Source organism: Paenibacillus glycanilyticus, assembly GCF_030161375.1.
In the GTDB taxonomy this organism is placed as follows: Bacteria; Bacillota; Bacilli; order Paenibacillales; family Paenibacillaceae; genus Pristimantibacillus; species Pristimantibacillus glycanilyticus_B.
The window spans coordinates 70,779-87,977 of the sequence record NZ_BSSQ01000001.1; the positions used below are offsets into that span (position 1 = coordinate 70,779).

Annotated in this window: 12 protein-coding genes; 1 reads left to right on the forward strand and 11 read right to left on the reverse strand. The window is 51.0% G+C overall.

The genetic code is table 11. The annotated features are described in order from the left end of the window. Positions 1-31 precede the first annotated feature (31 nt). From QQK89_RS00285 to QQK89_RS00300, 4 genes are all read right to left on the reverse strand, one after another. Positions 32-955 carry a carbohydrate ABC transporter permease gene (locus QQK89_RS00285; RefSeq protein WP_284236386.1) on the reverse strand — a complete coding sequence of 308 codons (924 nt, stop codon included), beginning with the start codon at positions 953-955 and terminating at the stop codon, positions 32-34. Then, entirely contained in the window at positions 952-1,950 is a 999-nt protein-coding gene (locus QQK89_RS00290; protein ID WP_284236387.1) for a carbohydrate ABC transporter permease, read from the reverse strand. The genes QQK89_RS00285 and QQK89_RS00290 overlap by 4 nt, the downstream gene beginning before the upstream one ends. Positions 1,951-2,122: 172 nt before the next feature. Continuing rightward, on the reverse strand, positions 2,123-3,256 hold the full coding sequence (locus QQK89_RS00295) for a GntR family transcriptional regulator (protein ID WP_284236388.1): 1,134 nt from the start codon (positions 3,254-3,256) through the stop codon (positions 2,123-2,125). Between the two features lie 165 nt (positions 3,257-3,421). After that, positions 3,422-5,461 (reverse strand): glutaminase family protein, encoded by a 2,040-nt coding sequence (locus tag QQK89_RS00300; RefSeq protein WP_284236389.1) that lies wholly within the window; start codon positions 5,459-5,461, stop codon positions 3,422-3,424. 203 nt (positions 5,462-5,664) lie between these two features. On the opposite strand from QQK89_RS00300, the gene QQK89_RS00305 reads away from it, so the two are divergent. Further along, positions 5,665-6,393, forward strand: a complete 729-nt coding sequence (locus tag QQK89_RS00305) for a TylF/MycF family methyltransferase (RefSeq protein WP_284236390.1) — start codon at positions 5,665-5,667, stop codon at positions 6,391-6,393. Between the two features lie 422 nt (positions 6,394-6,815). Here QQK89_RS00305 and QQK89_RS00310 read toward each other — a convergent pair whose 3' ends face one another. From QQK89_RS00310 to QQK89_RS00340, 7 genes are all read right to left on the reverse strand, one after another. After that, positions 6,816-7,844, reverse strand: a complete 1,029-nt coding sequence (locus QQK89_RS00310) for an AAA family ATPase (RefSeq protein WP_284236391.1) — start codon at positions 7,842-7,844, stop codon at positions 6,816-6,818. Continuing rightward, the gene (gene pnuC / locus QQK89_RS00315) at positions 7,834-8,508 is read right to left on the reverse strand and encodes a nicotinamide riboside transporter PnuC (protein WP_284236392.1); all 675 of its coding nucleotides are present in this window, start codon (positions 8,506-8,508) and stop codon (positions 7,834-7,836) included. The genes QQK89_RS00310 and pnuC overlap by 11 nt, the downstream gene beginning before the upstream one ends. A 76-nt stretch (positions 8,509-8,584) precedes the next feature. Next, positions 8,585-9,376 carry an NUDIX domain-containing protein gene (locus tag QQK89_RS00320; RefSeq protein WP_434481614.1) on the reverse strand — a complete coding sequence of 264 codons (792 nt, stop codon included), beginning with the start codon at positions 9,374-9,376 and terminating at the stop codon, positions 8,585-8,587. A gap of 216 nt (positions 9,377-9,592) precedes the next feature. Beyond that, positions 9,593-15,466: a DUF3320 domain-containing protein gene (locus tag QQK89_RS00325; protein WP_284236394.1), complete on the reverse strand. Its 5,874-nt coding sequence runs from the start codon at positions 15,464-15,466 to the stop codon at positions 9,593-9,595. Between the two features lie 233 nt (positions 15,467-15,699). Beyond that, complete coding sequence (locus QQK89_RS00330) at positions 15,700-16,356, reverse strand: M48 family metallopeptidase (protein ID WP_284236395.1); 657 nt, start codon at positions 16,354-16,356, stop codon at positions 15,700-15,702. A 38-nt stretch (positions 16,357-16,394) separates the two neighbouring features. Beyond that, positions 16,395-16,850, reverse strand: a complete 456-nt coding sequence (locus QQK89_RS00335) for an SRPBCC family protein (protein ID WP_284236396.1) — start codon at positions 16,848-16,850, stop codon at positions 16,395-16,397. Between the two features lie 14 nt (positions 16,851-16,864). Then, positions 16,865-17,191: a nucleoside triphosphate pyrophosphohydrolase gene (locus tag QQK89_RS00340; RefSeq protein ID WP_284236398.1), complete on the reverse strand. Its 327-nt coding sequence runs from the start codon at positions 17,189-17,191 to the stop codon at positions 16,865-16,867. Positions 17,192-17,199 lie beyond the last annotated feature (8 nt).

Below are 17,199 nucleotides of genomic sequence, written 5' to 3' on the forward strand. Positions count from 1 at the left end.
TATTCAATATGTTATAACAAATATTTTAAGCTTAGCCCTTAATGCCCGTATTAGCAAGACCTTGCACAATGTACTTCTGGAAGAAGAAGAAAATAAGAAGCGCCGGAACCGTCATGCCAAGTCCTAATGTAATAATAAGCGGCCAGTTCGGGATCGCCCCCGGGCTCGCGGCTGCCGAAGACAGCCTGGTTATTGCGGCAGGCAACGTCTGCAGCTTATCCGATGACGTATAGAAGAACGGCGTAGCAAAGTCATTCCATGTAGCAAGTGCTGTCGTAATGGCGATAAACGCCATAATCGGCAATTGCAGCGGGAGAAGGATCTGGAAGATGATCCGGAACGTTCCCGCGCCATCTACCTTAGCCGCCTCATCCAGCTCGTACGGGATCTTCTCAATGGACTGCTTGACGAGGAAGGCCCCCATAATGTTCAGGCTTGGTCCGCCAATGAAGTAGACCCACCACGTATCGAGAATACCGGAACCACCGGTAAAGATGTTGTTCCCCCCGGCAAACGGGAATCTGGCGAATTCCAGATAAGTAGGAATGAGAGCAATCGTACCCGGAATCATCTGTGTTCCCAGCAAGATAAGGAATAGCTGATCTTTCCCTTTAAAACGAAGCCTTGCGAATACATAACCGGCCAGCAAAGAAGTCAGGAGCGCCCAGAACGTGTTATAGATGGTGCGGTAACCGGAATTAATGAAATATTTCTGAATGCCCGCATCGGCTGAGCCGTAGAACAGGACAAAAAAGTTATGAAGCGTAGGCGCTTTGGCGATTGGCAGCAATCCGATAATGGAGCTTGTAAACTCATCTCTCGTGAAGAAGCCGGCCAGAACCATGAAGACTAGCGGATATAACAGGACAAGTCCAACGCTTAGCAGAATCAGATGGGCAATGAAATTGCCGGGCTTCAGTTGAAAAGCTAGTTTTTTGGCAAAAGATTCTTTCATGCTTTTGGACCTCCTTTTACGCCTTTAATCTTGATGGTTGAGCTTCTGTCGGAATTCGTGGACCAGCGGTAATAGAACACGGTACCGACGAAGACCACAACGGCCATAATGAGCGAGGAAGCGCCCGCCATGCCCAAGTTGAAATCCCAGAACGCATCGCGATAGATGCGGAATACGAGTACTTCCGTTTTGCCGTAAGGACCGCCGCCTGTCATAAACAATACCTGTTCGTAAATTTGAATGGCGCCGATCAAGCTTGTGATAACAATGTAAGTTGCAATCGGTTTCAAGCCTGGAAGCGTTACGTTCCAAAGTTTACCCCAGCGCCCTGCTCCGTCGATCTCCGCCGCCTCGTACAAGGAAACGTCAACCGACTGCAAGCCCGCGAGCCAGATGAGCGCCGCTCCCCCTACGCCTTTCCATACGGAGTAGACAACAATCCAGAAGACGCCCCAGAAAACGGAATATTGCCATACGATCGGCTCCTTGCCAATCGACTTCAGAAAGTTATTAATAACGCCGTTATTCGTATCGAGAAGGAGATTAAAAATCTGCGTTGTGGCAACGGTAGACGTTACCGCGGGAATGTACCAGATCGACCGGTAGATCCCTTTGCCGAACAAGGGCATATTCATTAGGATAGCTGCGCCAAAGCCGGCAATCAGGGTGATTCCGGTTACAAGTCCGCCCATCCAGATGGATCTCCATAATGCTTCGTAATACAAAGGATCTTTAAAGAACCGCACATAGTTGTCGAACCAGATAAATTTCGGATGAGCGGCAATGCCTACCCAATCGAAGAAACCAAGGAAAAATCCAAATAAGGTCGGGAAGCCCGAAAGGACTAGCCACCATAGGATCATTGGACTTAAAATAGCCGTGGCGATTAACGCATCTTTGTGTCTGACCGCAAACTTCTTGAGAGAGGATTGTGTTGATACGTTAGTGACTGGCATTTGTAAGGGTGATGCTGCTTCTACTTTCCTGTCATTCATGTTCATAATTCCTCCTTGCTAGTTATAGACGTACTCAAATGCAAATGCTATATATTCCCTATAAAATATATTATATTTGTTATATCAAATTAGTCAATTGGAAAAAAAAGAAAAACCGGATCCTTTTGTAAAAAAGGATCCGGTTTTTTAGAGATCTGCCATATGATCGCTGCTAAGCCTGCGCTTTAGCCGTAGTTTTCCGTAGCACGAGGGATGGTTTGAGAATCTTTTTCTCGAATTTGACCGGCTGTTTGCCTTTATTCTCGATTACTTGAAGAAGCAGCAGCACCGCTTCGGCACCCATTTGATATTCCGATTGATCAATATGGGTCAGCAAGCTGAACTCTTCAAGCAGCGGCGTCGGATTATCAAACGTCACGATGGAGATGTCCTCCGGCACGCGCAAGCCAACTTCCTTCGCAATCGACAAAATCTGGACGCCAAGCGAGCAGTTAAGAGCAATATATGCGGTGGCCATCTGGTTTTTCACAAACCGGTAAAACGGATGCTCGGGATTCATTCCGCCGCCGTTAATATGAATGTCGTTCAAGATGAGCGACGGGTTGATCAACGCTTCCTTCTGTTTCAGCGCTTCCTGGTAGCCCTGGATCCGCTCGTCCACCGATACGGTCATAAGCGGCGAGTCGGAACAGATCGCAATGTTGCGGTGCCCCAGCTCCCACAGGTGATCAACGGCCAGCATCGTAGCAAACGCGCTATCAGAAGCGACAACGTTCGTCTCTACGCCCGGCAAGTACCGGTCGATCAGGACAAACGGGTAATTTTGCATTTTGAGCGCGATAATCTCTTCGTTGTACACCTCGGCGTCGACCGGGAAAATAATAAGCCCGTCAACGGTGTTCTTCATCTCCCGGATAACTTCCTTCTCTTTCTCCTTGGAGTTGTTCGTCAGCATGATCACTAGCGAATAACCTTTCTCCTTGAGATGATCCGTAATTCCCGCTATCAAACGGATCGCGAAGTAGTCTCCTAGCACCGGGAAGACAAGGCCAATCTTCACTTTAGGCCCTTTCTGTTCCCCGCGGGGTTCGTTCACCGGGCTAACGGCCATCTGTTTCTCTGGGATGCCTTTGACGAAACTTCCTCTGCCCGGGATGCGGTAAATCCATCCGTCCTTCGCCAGCTCAGCCAGCGCGTTAACTACCGTAATCCGACTGACGTCGAATTCGTCCATCAGATCTTTCTCTGTCGGGATTTTATCGTCTTCGACGAGCTCCCGCGAGATGATCAGATCTTTGAAATGATTCTGTATCTTAATATACAGAGGTTCTCTGTCTTGACTCACGCGTAATCCTCCTATCCGGACCGCAATTCAATGATTATAACAAATATACCATATTTGAGTTTGTTAACAAAACAGTTATTTAAACAGCTGTTTATTTTCCTTATTTAGAGAGAAAAACAAGGGCGCACCTCATATGCGCCCCTGTCCATTACAGGCAAATCGAATTTACTTTCCTCCGTTGACGGAAGAAACCGTTTGGAAAGCGTTCATGATGCCCTTGTCCTTCAGCACCTTCATGAAGATGCCGCCCACGACTGACCGGTGCTGGAAGTTCAGTTGACGCGTTGTCAACGTATCCGTCCAGTCCGAGAATGGAACGCGGTCAACCGAATCGTTCAGCATATCCCAGATCGGGCTTACCAGCTCTTCGAAATCGTTTTGGTTATCCGACAAGGCGGCCGACCAAACGAGCCAGTCGTTTTTCGTATAGGTAGCACGGTTATCGAGCGGCGTGCCGTAATCGTTTTTCATCTTTTTGTACCAGCTGATCTCTTTGTTGATCATCTCTTTGGAGAACAGGTCCGTGCCAAACAGCACATCCCAGATCAGGTTATATTTGAGGCTCCAAGTACCTTCCGAACCAAAGGCCAGCTTCGTATGGTCGCCGTCCGCCGCAAGCACTTCCCACTGTTCAGCCATTTCTTGGGCTTTGGCCATGTAACGGGCTGCCGTTTCGTTATCGCCTTGCAGCTGCTTCAGAATCGAGTAGCTCGCTACGCCCATAACCGCCTTCACGGACAAGTTGGCGTTGCGCGCCAGATGTCCCGCAAAGTCGTCCGTGCAAAGCTGATTCTCCGGATCAAGACCAAACTCCGTCAAATAATCGGCCCATTCGCCGAAAATGTCCATATGGCTGAACAAGTAATTCCGGTTGCCGCCGGCAAGCGCGCAGGACGCCGCCATGGCGAGCATATTGCCGCATTCCTCTACCGGCATTTGTCCGTCGCGATCGTTCTCGCCGTACACTTGGCCGTTGCCGATTGGATATTGGCCGATATCATGCGGAGCAAACTCGAAAGTCCATTTATCCGTCTTCGCATACTTCACAATTGGGCGAATCATGCCTTCAACCAGCTCAGGCGCATACAGCAGGAACAACGGAACGGACGGATAGCTGACGTCCACCGTAGCCATGCAGCCGTTGCTGTAACATTCTTTGGACAGGAACAAAATCTCGCCATCCGTATCCAAGACAAGCTTATGCGCAGCAATAGCTTGGCGGTAAGACAAGGCTAGCAGATCGGCATAACGGCTGCCGCCGGCTTGCTGGCCTTCGGCAATGATTTGTTTATCAAACGCCGCACAACGCTCAAGCAGGCTTTCGTATTCTGAGAACGCAGCCGCAATCATCTCTTGCGTGCTTTGTCCGTTTCTTTTCCAATAAGCTTCAAGCTTGTCTCCGAAATATTCAACCGCAATCACATCGTCATATGCCAGTACAGCAAGACGTTTCTCGGTTACAGCGCCAACGCCGCCGATGTTATAGACAAGGGCCATAACCGGCTGAACGTCCGCAACCACTTGCGCTTCGGTCTCTGCCGGCGATTCCGCCAGCTTCTCATTGCGAACGAATCGATGACGGATATGAGCAGGCGCGATATAACCAGTCACTTCATCGGATTTCTTCGCGTTCAGGTAGAAATAACCCCAGTCAATGCGGTGATCGTCACCGGAACGGTTAACCGGCTCTTGCTTCTCATGAGCGATTTGCATCGTGATCAGTTCGCCGTCTTCCTGCTTCTTGCTGATGACCGCTTGCTTCGACGAATCCACGCACCACTCGCCGGTCACGTCGAAGTAGATTTGTACGTCATGCTCTTCGCCGTCGATCGAACGAACTTCGAACGCTACGTAAGAAGCCGGGCGCGATAATACATCCAGATCATTCAGAAGCAGCGGGGACGTAAAGCGAACCGTCAACTCCACTCCTGCGGATTGGAACGTATACACCGTGCTAAGCGGAGATACGGATACGCTCTTCTGCTCCATCGCCTGCGGCTCCGTGTAATAACGCTCGGCATTAGCCTCAACCTTACCTGCGAATCGTAGAATCATGCCATCGATACGAATAAGGCCAGTCATTGCATGGCGTTGTCCCGTCCAGTGGCGGGTATAGTCATCTGTAAGACGGTCCGCTTGGGACCATACACTGAAATAAGGATCTATCGTTACGAGAGGGACTGCAGGAGGACGAATTGCGCTCATCAAAAACAACTCCTTTATCATATATAGGCATTTGTTATAATGGATATATTATAATGCTATATTAAATTTTATGTCAATGAGCATATTTAATTATTTGGGGTAAATCACATTCTACTTTTTGCTCTAGTGGTCTGATACACAAGCGAACCTCCTGGTAGGTTCATATGCTTAGCTTAACACTAAGAATGCAAAGGACTGTGATTATGCGCAATCTATCGGCAATAGAGCTGTATTTGGAATTGTTGAAGAAAACGATTCTATTTGAAATCTGGCTGGAGCATGAACCGGGCGCTACGAAGGAAAACCGCCTTCAAGGCCTCGATTGGCCCCTTATTGCACATAGCATGATCGGGCGAATCCGCATGAATAATCTTCATATGCTGATGAACGATGTCATTAACAACAACGTCAAAGGCGATTTCATCGAAACGGGCGTATGGCGCGGCGGAGCGTGCATCTTCATGGCCGGCTTCCTGAAAGCCCATAACGTAAGGAACCGGAAGGTGCTGGTCGCCGATTCCTTTGAAGGCCTGCCTAAGCCGGATCCGCAATATCCGATCGATGCTACCTCCAAATTCCACGAGCAGGACTTTTTGCGCGTTTCCTTGCCTGAGGTTCAGGGCAACTTCAAGAAATATGATCTATTGGACGATAACGTCGTCTTCCTGAAAGGCTGGTTCAAAGATACGTTGCCTACGGCGCCAACGGACAAAATCGCCATTGCTCGCCTCGACGGCGACATGTATTCCTCAACGATGGATGCGCTGACTAACCTGTATCCAAAAGTGTCCGTCGGCGGCTACGTCATCATCGACGACTACTCCATCGGCTATTGCGCCGCTGCCGTGCACGACTTCCGCGCCATTCATAACATCACTGACCCGCTTGTTGTTATCGATATTACCGGCGTGTATTGGAAGAAGACGAAGTAAGTTGTGCGGCCGAGGGAAGTCGGGCTTTCATAGCTGACGCACCGCCTTCAATAGCCGACTTAAGCCGACTAAGCTTGCTCCTTAACGATGTGGCACATCGTTAAGGAGGGTAGAGTGTTACTTTGTTGGGGCCTTAACGATGCCGCGCATCGTTAAGATCGGGGAAACCACTCAATTTTGCTCGTTTCCCCGACTAGCTTAACTCCTTAACGATGTGCGGCAATGTTAAAGAAGGTAGAATGTTACTTTGCTGAAGCCTTATCGATGCGGTGCATCGTTAAGCTCGCGGAAACCTGCCCATTGTGCCAGCTTCGCATCAGATTAGTCTAGTTACTGACCAAACTGAAAGGCCTTAACGATGCCATGCATCGTTAAGGCCTTTTCCCGCCTGCTATCTTTTCAGAACTAAGTTCTCGAGTTTCTCACGATCTCGGCTCTCCCATCCATTCATATGGATTGCTGTATTTCTCATGGCGTCCGAGAATCGCTTTGACCTGCCGCACCCGATCCTCAAGGCTGCCACGGAGCGGAATATACGGAATTTTGCGTTCGATGAGATCGGCTACAATCTGCTTTTGGAATATGGCCCGGTTCACTTCTCCCGACCGATCCGGCGTATCGTCATACGGAATATCGTCCTCGCATAAGAAGACGAGGTCATAGCGCGAAGCGCATCGGTTAGCTAACTCCTGTAGCTTAGGATGCGCCTCCCCATGATAATAAAGAGAGAACATATACGTCGTAATCGCGTTTGTATCTACAAAGAGTACATTCCTCGCCTCTAGCAACATTCGTTCCTCGCGCTCGAGATGACCTTCCGCGATCTCTACCAATTGTTCAAGCGTTAAGCGACGTTCGATCTGATGCTCCTCCCAATATTCCCGGCCATATTCGGGCATCCAGACGGATTGCAGCTCTTCCGCCATACGAGCGGCAAGGGTTGTTTTTCCCGTTGAAGGCGCACCGAGAAATACAACATTCGTCATGAGGTCCCGATAGACCAGCGGATCTACCAACCCTCTATTGTCGTACGTTGCCTCTCGAACCTTTGTACCGGATACCGGAAACGTCTCCCGGAGCGGATCGACCTGCCGATTAAGCGCACCAAGAGCTTCGCTCATATGCTCGCCGTAAAACTCGCTGGAATAGAAATGCGTAACCTTCCGGCCGCCAAGCAGCCCCAGAATGTAATTCTCCTGAATCCATTTGATCTCCGGCGTATCCCCGCTGTCAGCTGGACCATCCCAAGCTTCCAACACTTCAACAGCCGGATATAGATTACGGATCCAGCGCGCCCGCACGGATAACGGCACTCTCGTCACCTCGGGACTGTCATAGATGACCACAATGAGATGGTCCACTTCAAGAAGCGCCGTCTCTACCACATGCTGGTGCCCGCGGTGGAACGGGGCGAATTTGCCAAGCGTTAACCCTACTTTTTTATCCGGCATACGTATTCACCTCATCCTGCTGCTCTCGCAAAGCCGACGCCCGACGCATATACTCCCGCTTCCATTCGACAAGTCCCAAAATTGCGATACCGAGGAAAATCACATACAAGAACGATGTCGCGTACAGCTCCTTGTAGAAATACATGCCGATCGACAAGACGTCAACCACGATCCAGAAATACCAGCTTTGCAGAATTTTATACGAGAGCAGGAATTGGGCCACAAGACTTAACGTCGCGATAAAAGCATCCAAATACGGAATGGACGCGTCCGTATGGCGCTCAAGCAGATACCCCCACGCCGCAGTAAACACAACCAGAAAACCAAGAAGCAACACCGCCATCCGCGGCGTCCACGATCTTGTTGGACGTACGGCCGCCCCTTCGCGCCTCGTCATCCAGACCACCCAGCCGTAAATGCTAAGCACGAAGAAAAACACCTGCAGCGTCATATCCGCATACAGCTTCACGTCCAGGAACATATAGAAGAAGCAGGCCACATTGACCAGACTAATCGGCCAAGTCCACAACTTCTCCTTCGCCGTCAGCCATACGGCCGCAAGCCCCGTTGTTGTTGCCGCGATCTCGATCGCACTCGACGACGTATAATAAGCGACCGCCAGGATAGCAACGAACAGACCCAGCATCGATAAATTTTGTTTCATATTAATGATTCCTCCTATATGAATGACCACCTAAAAAGGCAAAGCCTCAGCCGTTCATGGTGCTCATCGGTATTCCCTAGCTATAAATCGAAAGCTCCGGCACAAAGCCGGTAAAACGGTACAATTGCGCTGCACGTTGCGAATACTGATTGGATTGCTTCAAGCTTCCGTCCGCATGGCGGACTTCTTCAATCAGGCCTTTGCGGCTTTGCGTCGCGGTTATTTTGCGGATAAAATTCCTCTCCTCAAACGTTGGAACAACCGTCTGAATGATCTGATATAGCTCCCCGATCGTAAACTCCTCCGCTAGAAACTCTTTTGCAATCGGCTGCGTGATCATCAATCGCTGAATACATCCGTACGCATCACGGATAATGTCACGATGGTCAAAAGCCAGTTCCATCCCAAGCGCTTCGCTTAGCGGGAACAGCTGCACCTCTTCCGCATCGTCAGACGCCCGCCTGTAGAGTAGGAAGCGCTCATTCACCAAAGCGCAAAACGCATGGCTAATCATCCAGCCCCGCGGATCCCGCCCCGGCTTGCTGTATACGTTAAGAAACTCCATATGCACCTGCTTCACGCCCGCTTCTTCTTCGAGTTCCCGAATCGCGCATTCCTCCACCGTCTCCGTCTCGCGGGTAAAACCGCCCGGCAGCGCCCACTGACCTTGGAAAGGCCATGCTTTTCGGCGGATCAGCAATACCTGCAGCTCCCGGTTCGGCAGCGCCTTCTTTCCGGTCTCTTTCTCCCGCGAGGCGATAGTGAATATAACAATATCCGTAGGCGCGCCGTCCGGCGTACGATAGTTGCTGGCCGAATAGTTTTGTTCATTCTCGTTCAGATTCAAGAGTGCTGGACCTCCCTGCATCCCATATTATCGTTTTGATAATATCAATATGACATAATGAATATAAAGGTTCAAGTATTTTTTGGAAAGGCTTGTTGCATTTCGTGCAACGTAACGGTAAGCGGTCGGCGGCGGGATTTTGATTAAGCGTCAAATATCAACATTTAGGCTTAACATAACCTTTGGAAAAAAAGAAAAAACCGCATACGCGATGTATGCGGTCATTTCATAACAAGCTTATTTCAAGACAACCCGTTCCTGCTCATCAGCTTGCACATATTCCAGCTCAATGGCCTTTTGAATGCCCATCCGGATAACCCGGTCCAGCGCATTGCCGGATCTTGCATAACCGAGCAGCCTAACGACCTGCTTGATCAGATCCTCTTCCGGCAGACTGATCTGCGAAGCTAGAACCGCCTTCACCGCCGCGGCAACTTCTTCAATCGGCAGCTCCTCTGCCGACCGTCTTGCTTCCTCGGTTGCAACGCGATAACGGTCGTAGCTAGACGGTTCGGCACCTTCCGGCCAATAGAATACGGCTCCGTCCGAGACCGTCTCCACCGGCTTAAGCCGGATAATCAGATCAGCAAGGCGCTGATCCAGCTTTGCGCCAAGACGGGTGATCCCCCAAGCCTGCAGTACTCGCTTCGCAAGCAGACTGCGGCTGATGGGCCCTTCTTCGGCAATGACCCGCCGGATCTGTCCCAGGATTAGCTCCGTGGAAGACGGAGAATAGAATAGGTCAGTCCCGAGAGATACCGGTTCAAGCTGGCAAGCGGCATACGCTAACGGATCCGTCACTTTCACTGGCGAGTCAATTACTGCTGCAACAGGTTCATCCTTCTCTTCTGCGCTGTCCGCAGGAGCCGGCGTCTCCGAATGAATCATCACCAGAGGTTCGGAAGGAGCATGCCGCTGTGCTTCCAATGTTCTCTTCTTCGCTTGCTCAATCGCTTCAACAATCTGCCGAATGACGTTCCCTTTGTTCTCCCACCATTCCGGACTCCATACGCGAACGAGCTTCCAGCCAAGTTGCTCCAGCACCTGCTCGCGCAATAAATCCCGGTCGCGAGCGGCCTCCGCATCCCGGTACATCGGTCCGTCCAGCACGATGCCAAGCAAATATTTCCCGTTATTCTTCGGATCCAGCACTCCGATATCAATGCGGTAGCCTGAAGTGCCGACATGCAAACCCGTTTCATAACCAAGTGCTTTCAGCTCATCGGCCAAGCTGTGGTGAAGATTGGACACCAACGAGATCTGCTGTTCGGTGCCCGCGCTTGCCGGCAGCGCACGCTGGCCTTTTTCCGCGTAATCCAGGAAAGCTTTGAGACCAAGAACGCCTTGGGCGCTAATTCGGCTTGCGTTCAGATGATGGGACATCAAAGTCGAGTAGACCAACATCTCGTATCTAGCGCGGGATACGGCAACGTTCAGACGGCGCCAGCCGCCTTGACGGTTCAGCGGTCCAAAGTTCAGGTTGACCTTGCCGGACGCATCCGGACCGTAACCAACGGAGAACAGGATGACATCCCGCTCATCACCCTGCACATTCTCGAGGTTTTTCACAAAGATCGGCTCCGGCAACTTCGCCATTAACAGATCCAGCTCCTGATCCTGCTTCATCGCTTCTTCCAGCAAATCCTCAATTAAGGTCTGCTGAACGGAGCTGAACGTCACTACCCCGATGCTGCGCTGGCGCAAGACCGGATCTTTCGCCCTGCGTATGATCTCGGCAACAACAGCCTCGCCTTCCGCCCGGTTCTGCTTCGAACGTCCGCGGTCATAATAACCTTCGATCGGAATGAGAGTTACGCTGGAGACCGGCTCATCCGGAGACGGGAAGGTCATCAGCTTGTTCTCGTAATAATGGGCATTGCTGAACGCGATCAGACTCTCGTGACGGCTCCGGTAGTGCCAGGTGAGATGCCGCTCCGGCATGCCTAGCGCCAGACAGTCGTCCAGAATGCTCTCCATATCCTGCAGCGCTTCTTCCTCATCCGCATCGTTTGCGTTCTTCGAGAAAAAGCTTGTTGGCGGCAGCTGCTTCGGATCGCCTACGATAACGGCTTGATGTCCTCTCGCAAGCGCGCCAACCGCCTGTGCGGTCGGAACCTGAGACGCTTCGTCAAAAATAACCAAATCAAACTTGGCGCCATTCGGATCCAAATATTGCGCAACGGAAATCGGGCTCATCAGCATGCAAGGCGTCAGCCTAGGCAACAAATTCGGAATCGTCTCAAACAACTTGCGAATGGACAGATTACGTCCCCCGCTTCGGATTGCCCGCTGCAAAATCCCTGCCTCGGAGCTTTGCGCCGCTTCCACCGTCATTTGCGGGATTTTGGTTGATAACCGCGCCGCAATCTCCTGTTGCGTTAAGCTCAAATACCGCTGATCCGCAGCTCTGAAGCGCTCGATCGTGTCTTCGAACAATTTGCCCGAGAATGATTGGAGGCTAGCATCCCTTGCGATCATGTAGTTGGCAAGCGACTTGTACAGCCCTCTCTCAAACGCGGCAATCAGCTGAGAATTAGAAATCCGGCCAGCCTCGTATGGAGCAAGAAGAGGCAACAATCCAGCTTCCACCGCTTCCCCGCGGACTCTACGCCATGTGCTCCATTCGCGTAGCCGCTCGATATGTGCTGACCATAACTTCGCTTTACCCTTGATAAATGGAAGCCACTCGCCTTCTGCTTGTGACTGTTGCAGCTTATCGAACGGAATACTCAGAAGCCTACCGAGTTCCTGCTCTTCTCCCTTGATCCGCTCAACTAGACTTCCTACTCTTTGCAGGAGTGTTATCTGAGCTTGATCATGACGGCCATCGAGCAGCACATCCGTTATTTGCTGTCTCAACGTATGGGCAGCAGTCCGGCTGCCGGTCCATGTAAGGAGCAACCCTTGAAGCTGATCTATCCAATCGCAGGAAACAAGCAGCTCTTCCCACTTGCCATCCTCCGAATCCGCCCAAGCCTGGCCGAGATACGGCGCAGCAGCCGTCTTCATCGCCTTCAGCTTCTGCTCTTCCTCCTGCCAGCCGGTTAATTCCACGAGGGCCGGTTTGACCTGATCTTTAGTGAAGGAAGAGGCATGAACAGCCAGACCCTTCAGCTTCTTATAAATACGCTTTTGTCCCGACCACTTCGGCAGGAACCATTGCATGTCAGCCCGATCCCATTCCGCCGCAATCGATCTCGCATCGATCCGCGTTACTTCCGTTGTAAATCTCGCTAACACCTTCGCACGCAGTTGATCTCTGCGCTTGCCTTGCTCGGCCGTTGCCCTTACTCCAGCTAGCGCTTCTTCCAAATCGGCAGCCTGCAGGAAAGCCGGCTTCATCTCGGGAGTTCGGCTCGCCAGTTCGCAGAGTTGGATCAGCACCTGCAAACGCTCATAGCTGAGACCTCCCTTCTCCAATTGGAGACGATCTGCAGCCTGGCTTATACCTTCGCGAATCTGAGCCAGCAGCGGAATATACCTTTTCAGCACCTGATCCGCCTCGGATTTGATTGCTTGCGAATAGGTGGTTAGCTCTGCTTCGACAAGCGGATGAAGATGCGGCTCTCCGCAATCCGCGCCCGCGATTTGCAGCCTTGCCACAAGATCTTTCCAGAGGGTCAACTTGGCAGGCGTTAAGGCGTCTATGGATGCATCATCAAAATGCACAACGGAAGGAGCAGCCCCCGCCTGCTCGTACCCGGCTATCGCTTCAAATAAAGTCATGCCGAAAGCATGCTTATGATGAAGAGCGGATACATACCCGTTCAGCTCGTTCCTGAGCCGGAACAGCCGGTCCGCTTCACTGCTCCAGGCTTCAGGCGGTTGAATCTTTTTCGCCTCGATCGCAGCGGCTAATTGATCGAGCACGGATTTTTTCGTGCTTTTATTCGAATGCAATTCGAGGCAAAACGGACCTAGTCCAATCTGCTCGAGCCGACGTTGCACGACGGATAAGGCCGCCATCTTTTCCGCGACGAACAAGACCCGCTTCCCTTGGGCTAGCGCACCTGCAATCATGTTCGTAATCGTCTGGGATTTGCCGGTTCCCGGCGGACCGTGAAGCACAAAGCTCTGGCCGCCCGCCGCCGCGCGAACTGCCGTCAATTGCGAGGAGTCCGCGCTGATCGGAACGGATAACCTTGTCGGATGATCCTGATCAAGCGGCGTATTCTCCTCCGGCTGCTCCTCCCATGTCAACCGGCTTTCCATCAGGCTGGCTACGATTTTGTTGCGGGCAAGCTTATCGGCATGCGTGCGAAGATCATTCCACATCACAAATTGGCCAAAAGAAAACAAGCCAAGATGCGCCGTCTCCTCCACATCCCACCTTGGCACCTGAATAAGCGCATGGCGGAACACATGGAAGATCTGCTTCAAGGCAATCCCCTTCTCGTCTCTAGGCAGAGGGTCGAGCCCATCAATGCCGATGCCGTAATCCTGCTTCAGCATTTCCAGCAACGTAATGTTCATCTGCGGCTCTTCGTCTCTGGCCCGGATGACATAACCTTGCCGCGAAGACTTCCGGATAATATCGACCGGGATTAAGGCAATTGGCGCATAACGAGGCAGTTCGCTGACCGGCGTCTCGTACCATTTGAGCAAGCCAAACGCCAAGTAAAGGGTATTGGCCCCGTTTTCCTCCAGAGAGACTCGGGCGGAACGGTACAGATTCACCATCCGCTTCTCCAGCTCCACGGCATCCAGATCAACGCGCAGACGTTTCCGGTTGAACTCTTCTCTCAGAAGCTGTGCAAGCGGATGATCATTATTAATGCTCTGGTACAAGTCGGCATTCCGTCCATTGTTCTGCCAATCGCTAGGCTTCGCGAGCAGTTGGAATTCCTCGCCGTCGGCCAGCGCATCCTCCAGGTCGCCTAATTGAGCCGTAATGATCGGAATGCTCGATTTGGACAAACGGAAGTTCAGCAGCGAATTCCGTAGCGTCAGATCGAGCAGCCTGCGTTCCCATAACTTCTGGCGCGGAGACTGCGGCAATGCGTCGACTTCAAGCGGTTTATCAAACACATCAACAAGCAGAGGCGCCGCCGCATCTGACTCGCCAGACGTCACCGCTTGCGGCTCCACAATCCAGCCTTCCGGCGTAGCCGTCCGGACCGGAAGCGGTCGTACCGCGGCAGCCCGGGCTCTCCGAATATCCAGCACGCAGTCGAATTGATCGGGATCATGAAGATGCTTTTCCGCCAAGGCAACCGCTTGATCAAAGCTAACCGTCTCTCCTTCCACAAAAGCCGTTGCTTCCACCACGCAGATTTGGTTCATTCCGGTGGCGATCCGCTTCGTTAAGACGGAGATGTCATCCTGCACGCTCTCCGCGAAGGTCTCCTCCTCCAGCCATAAGCCGGAGAACGCATGCCCTTTCGTGAAGACAAGCAGCGGATGCAGCCCAATCGCCTCCAAACAAGCGGTATATAGTAGAGAAAGATCCAAACAATTGCCCATTCTGTGCGTAAAAATCGTCTCCGGCAGCCGGACGCGCTGGCCGATCACCTCAAAGCTTGGAGGCGCCACGTTATAAGCAATCTTCCGGTTCTGCATCGCCGCATAGATCGCAGCCGCTTGCGTCCGCACCTTGTTCGGATCCTTGCTCTGATAAGCGGTGAACGAAGAGCTTCCGGTCCATTTGGCCAATATATCCGCAGCTTCCCGGACGACCTGCGCAATATGGTGATGGTTCGGCATCACAAATGCTGCCGTCAGCTCCGGCAATACGGCGAGCCCGCTCCATTCGTCAAACGCCAATACGGATATCGTCCCGCGCTCAAGGTAAATTTCCGCATCCCCTTGCAGCACCTGCAGAGTAAGAATACCCGTCATCCGTTCGGACAAATTAGCCAAATAAGAAGCCGACAGCTGCAAGTTAACCGTGCCGAGATTAAGCGATTGGCCGGCAGGCAGCAAGCTGAAGCTTTTGCTCCAATCATAAGCAAATTCCGGCTCGGACGTTATCCGGACCGTAAAGTTAAGAAGATCTTCTTCCGCACCATTATGTATCTCCATATTTCTAACGACCGGTACATGATTCTGCTGCGTGCCATAATTAACAATCTCGCTATAAGACCAGTCGCAGGAAATGCGCGTGTTATTCAAGGGTCTCAAACCTCCTTGCTCCATTACTCTCATATGATGTCAATAGATTTACTATAGCACTTAAGAATCAAGATTTCTGCTAAATTCGACATAAGAAAAAAGAGAGATTCAACCTGGACCCTACAGTTGTTAGGCTGTGGGAGCCGTTTGGTTCCTCTCTCTTTTTTAAACAGATCGCTCCATTATTATACTGTTATATCTTCACATTCATGTCTATTAGTAAAAGTTGGCATCTACAGCGTCATCGCCTGCCCGTACCGGGCCAAATACGCTTCCTTCTCCTTGTAGTCGGGCATGATGCTTCCAATAAGCCGCCAGAAGGAACGGTCATGATTCATATGCGTAAGATGGCAAAGCTCATGGATGATGACATAATCGATCACTTCAACCGGCGCCATGGCGAGGCGGTAGTTGAAGGTGAGCTTTTTGCTAGAGCTGCAGCTCCCCCATTTGGTCGCCGACTCGACAATATCAATCTGCTTGGGCTTCACCTTCAGCTTCTCCTGATACGGCTTGATCCGCTCCGCAACAACCTTCTTACAGCTTGCAAAATAGAACTTTCGGAGATTGAGCCTGAGCTCCTCTTCAGACAAACCTTCCGTCTCTATTAATTCTTGGAGCGGATAATACTTGCCAAGATGAAGGAACTTCCCTTCATCTTCATATTCCCTAACCTTTGGCGCAGCCTGCTGTGCTTTGGCAATCGCCTGCAGCCGCTTTACGATTTCTTGCTCATGCTGCTTCACAGCCTGCTGAATCACTTCATCGCTGGTACCGTTTGGAGCTTTCACCGTGATGCGACCCATGGCATCCATCTGGAGATACAGCTTCTTCCTCACGCTATAGAGGACATTAATGTCTATCGTATGATTGTCTAACTGGAGTTTCATAGTCACCATCGTTCCTGCGAAATAATTATTTGTTTAGATTATATCGTAATGGCACGCAGCGTTGTTCCTGTCTCTAGCAAGCTTTTTAAATTACTCAGAATGGCCGGCCAGCCATTGTTGATTCCTTCAAAGGTATCTTCCTTCTCTACGAGGTCTGCCGGGGCAAGACCTTCATGTTTAAGCTTCAGCTTCATCGTAGAATCCAGAGGCGTTAATTCAAAAGTAACCTTCTGCGGCTCATCTCGAACCGTTTTGTCAGCTGCATAAGTCCAGGTAAAAGAAAGCGTTCGATACGGCTCAGATTTGAGGATAACCCCGTAATCCGTTACCTCTTCATTCCTCGAATACGAAATGCTCGATCCTTCCTTCCAATCGGATTGAATGCTGCTGCCGAAAAAATATTTCGCGGTGTATGCGCTGCTCGTTAAAGCTTCCCATAACTTTTCCGGTGTCGTGGCTATGTAAATGGTATACACAAACGTAGTCTCCGTCATTAGTTAACCTCCTCTTAGACTTCGCTGACGTCAATAAGAAAGATTTTTTCTTGGAAGCCGCCGCGCGTCGCCGCCTTCTTCTGTCTGATCTCTTCAAGTTGTTCCCATGAGAATCCATGCGTTGCTGCCAGTGCCCGAATAACCTCAAGCAGATCAGCCAGCTCTTCAAGCGATTCCTCCGAACTCTGTGCGGAAAAATATTCCTCTGCCTCTTCCTTGAATTTATTTCTTAACTCATAAGTGTACTCATCGTCCTCCAGAATACGAGTACGATACTCTTTTCCATTAGATTCTATCACCTGGGGAATCAAATCCCGAACAAGCTTATTATAGACCGGCATCGAAGATC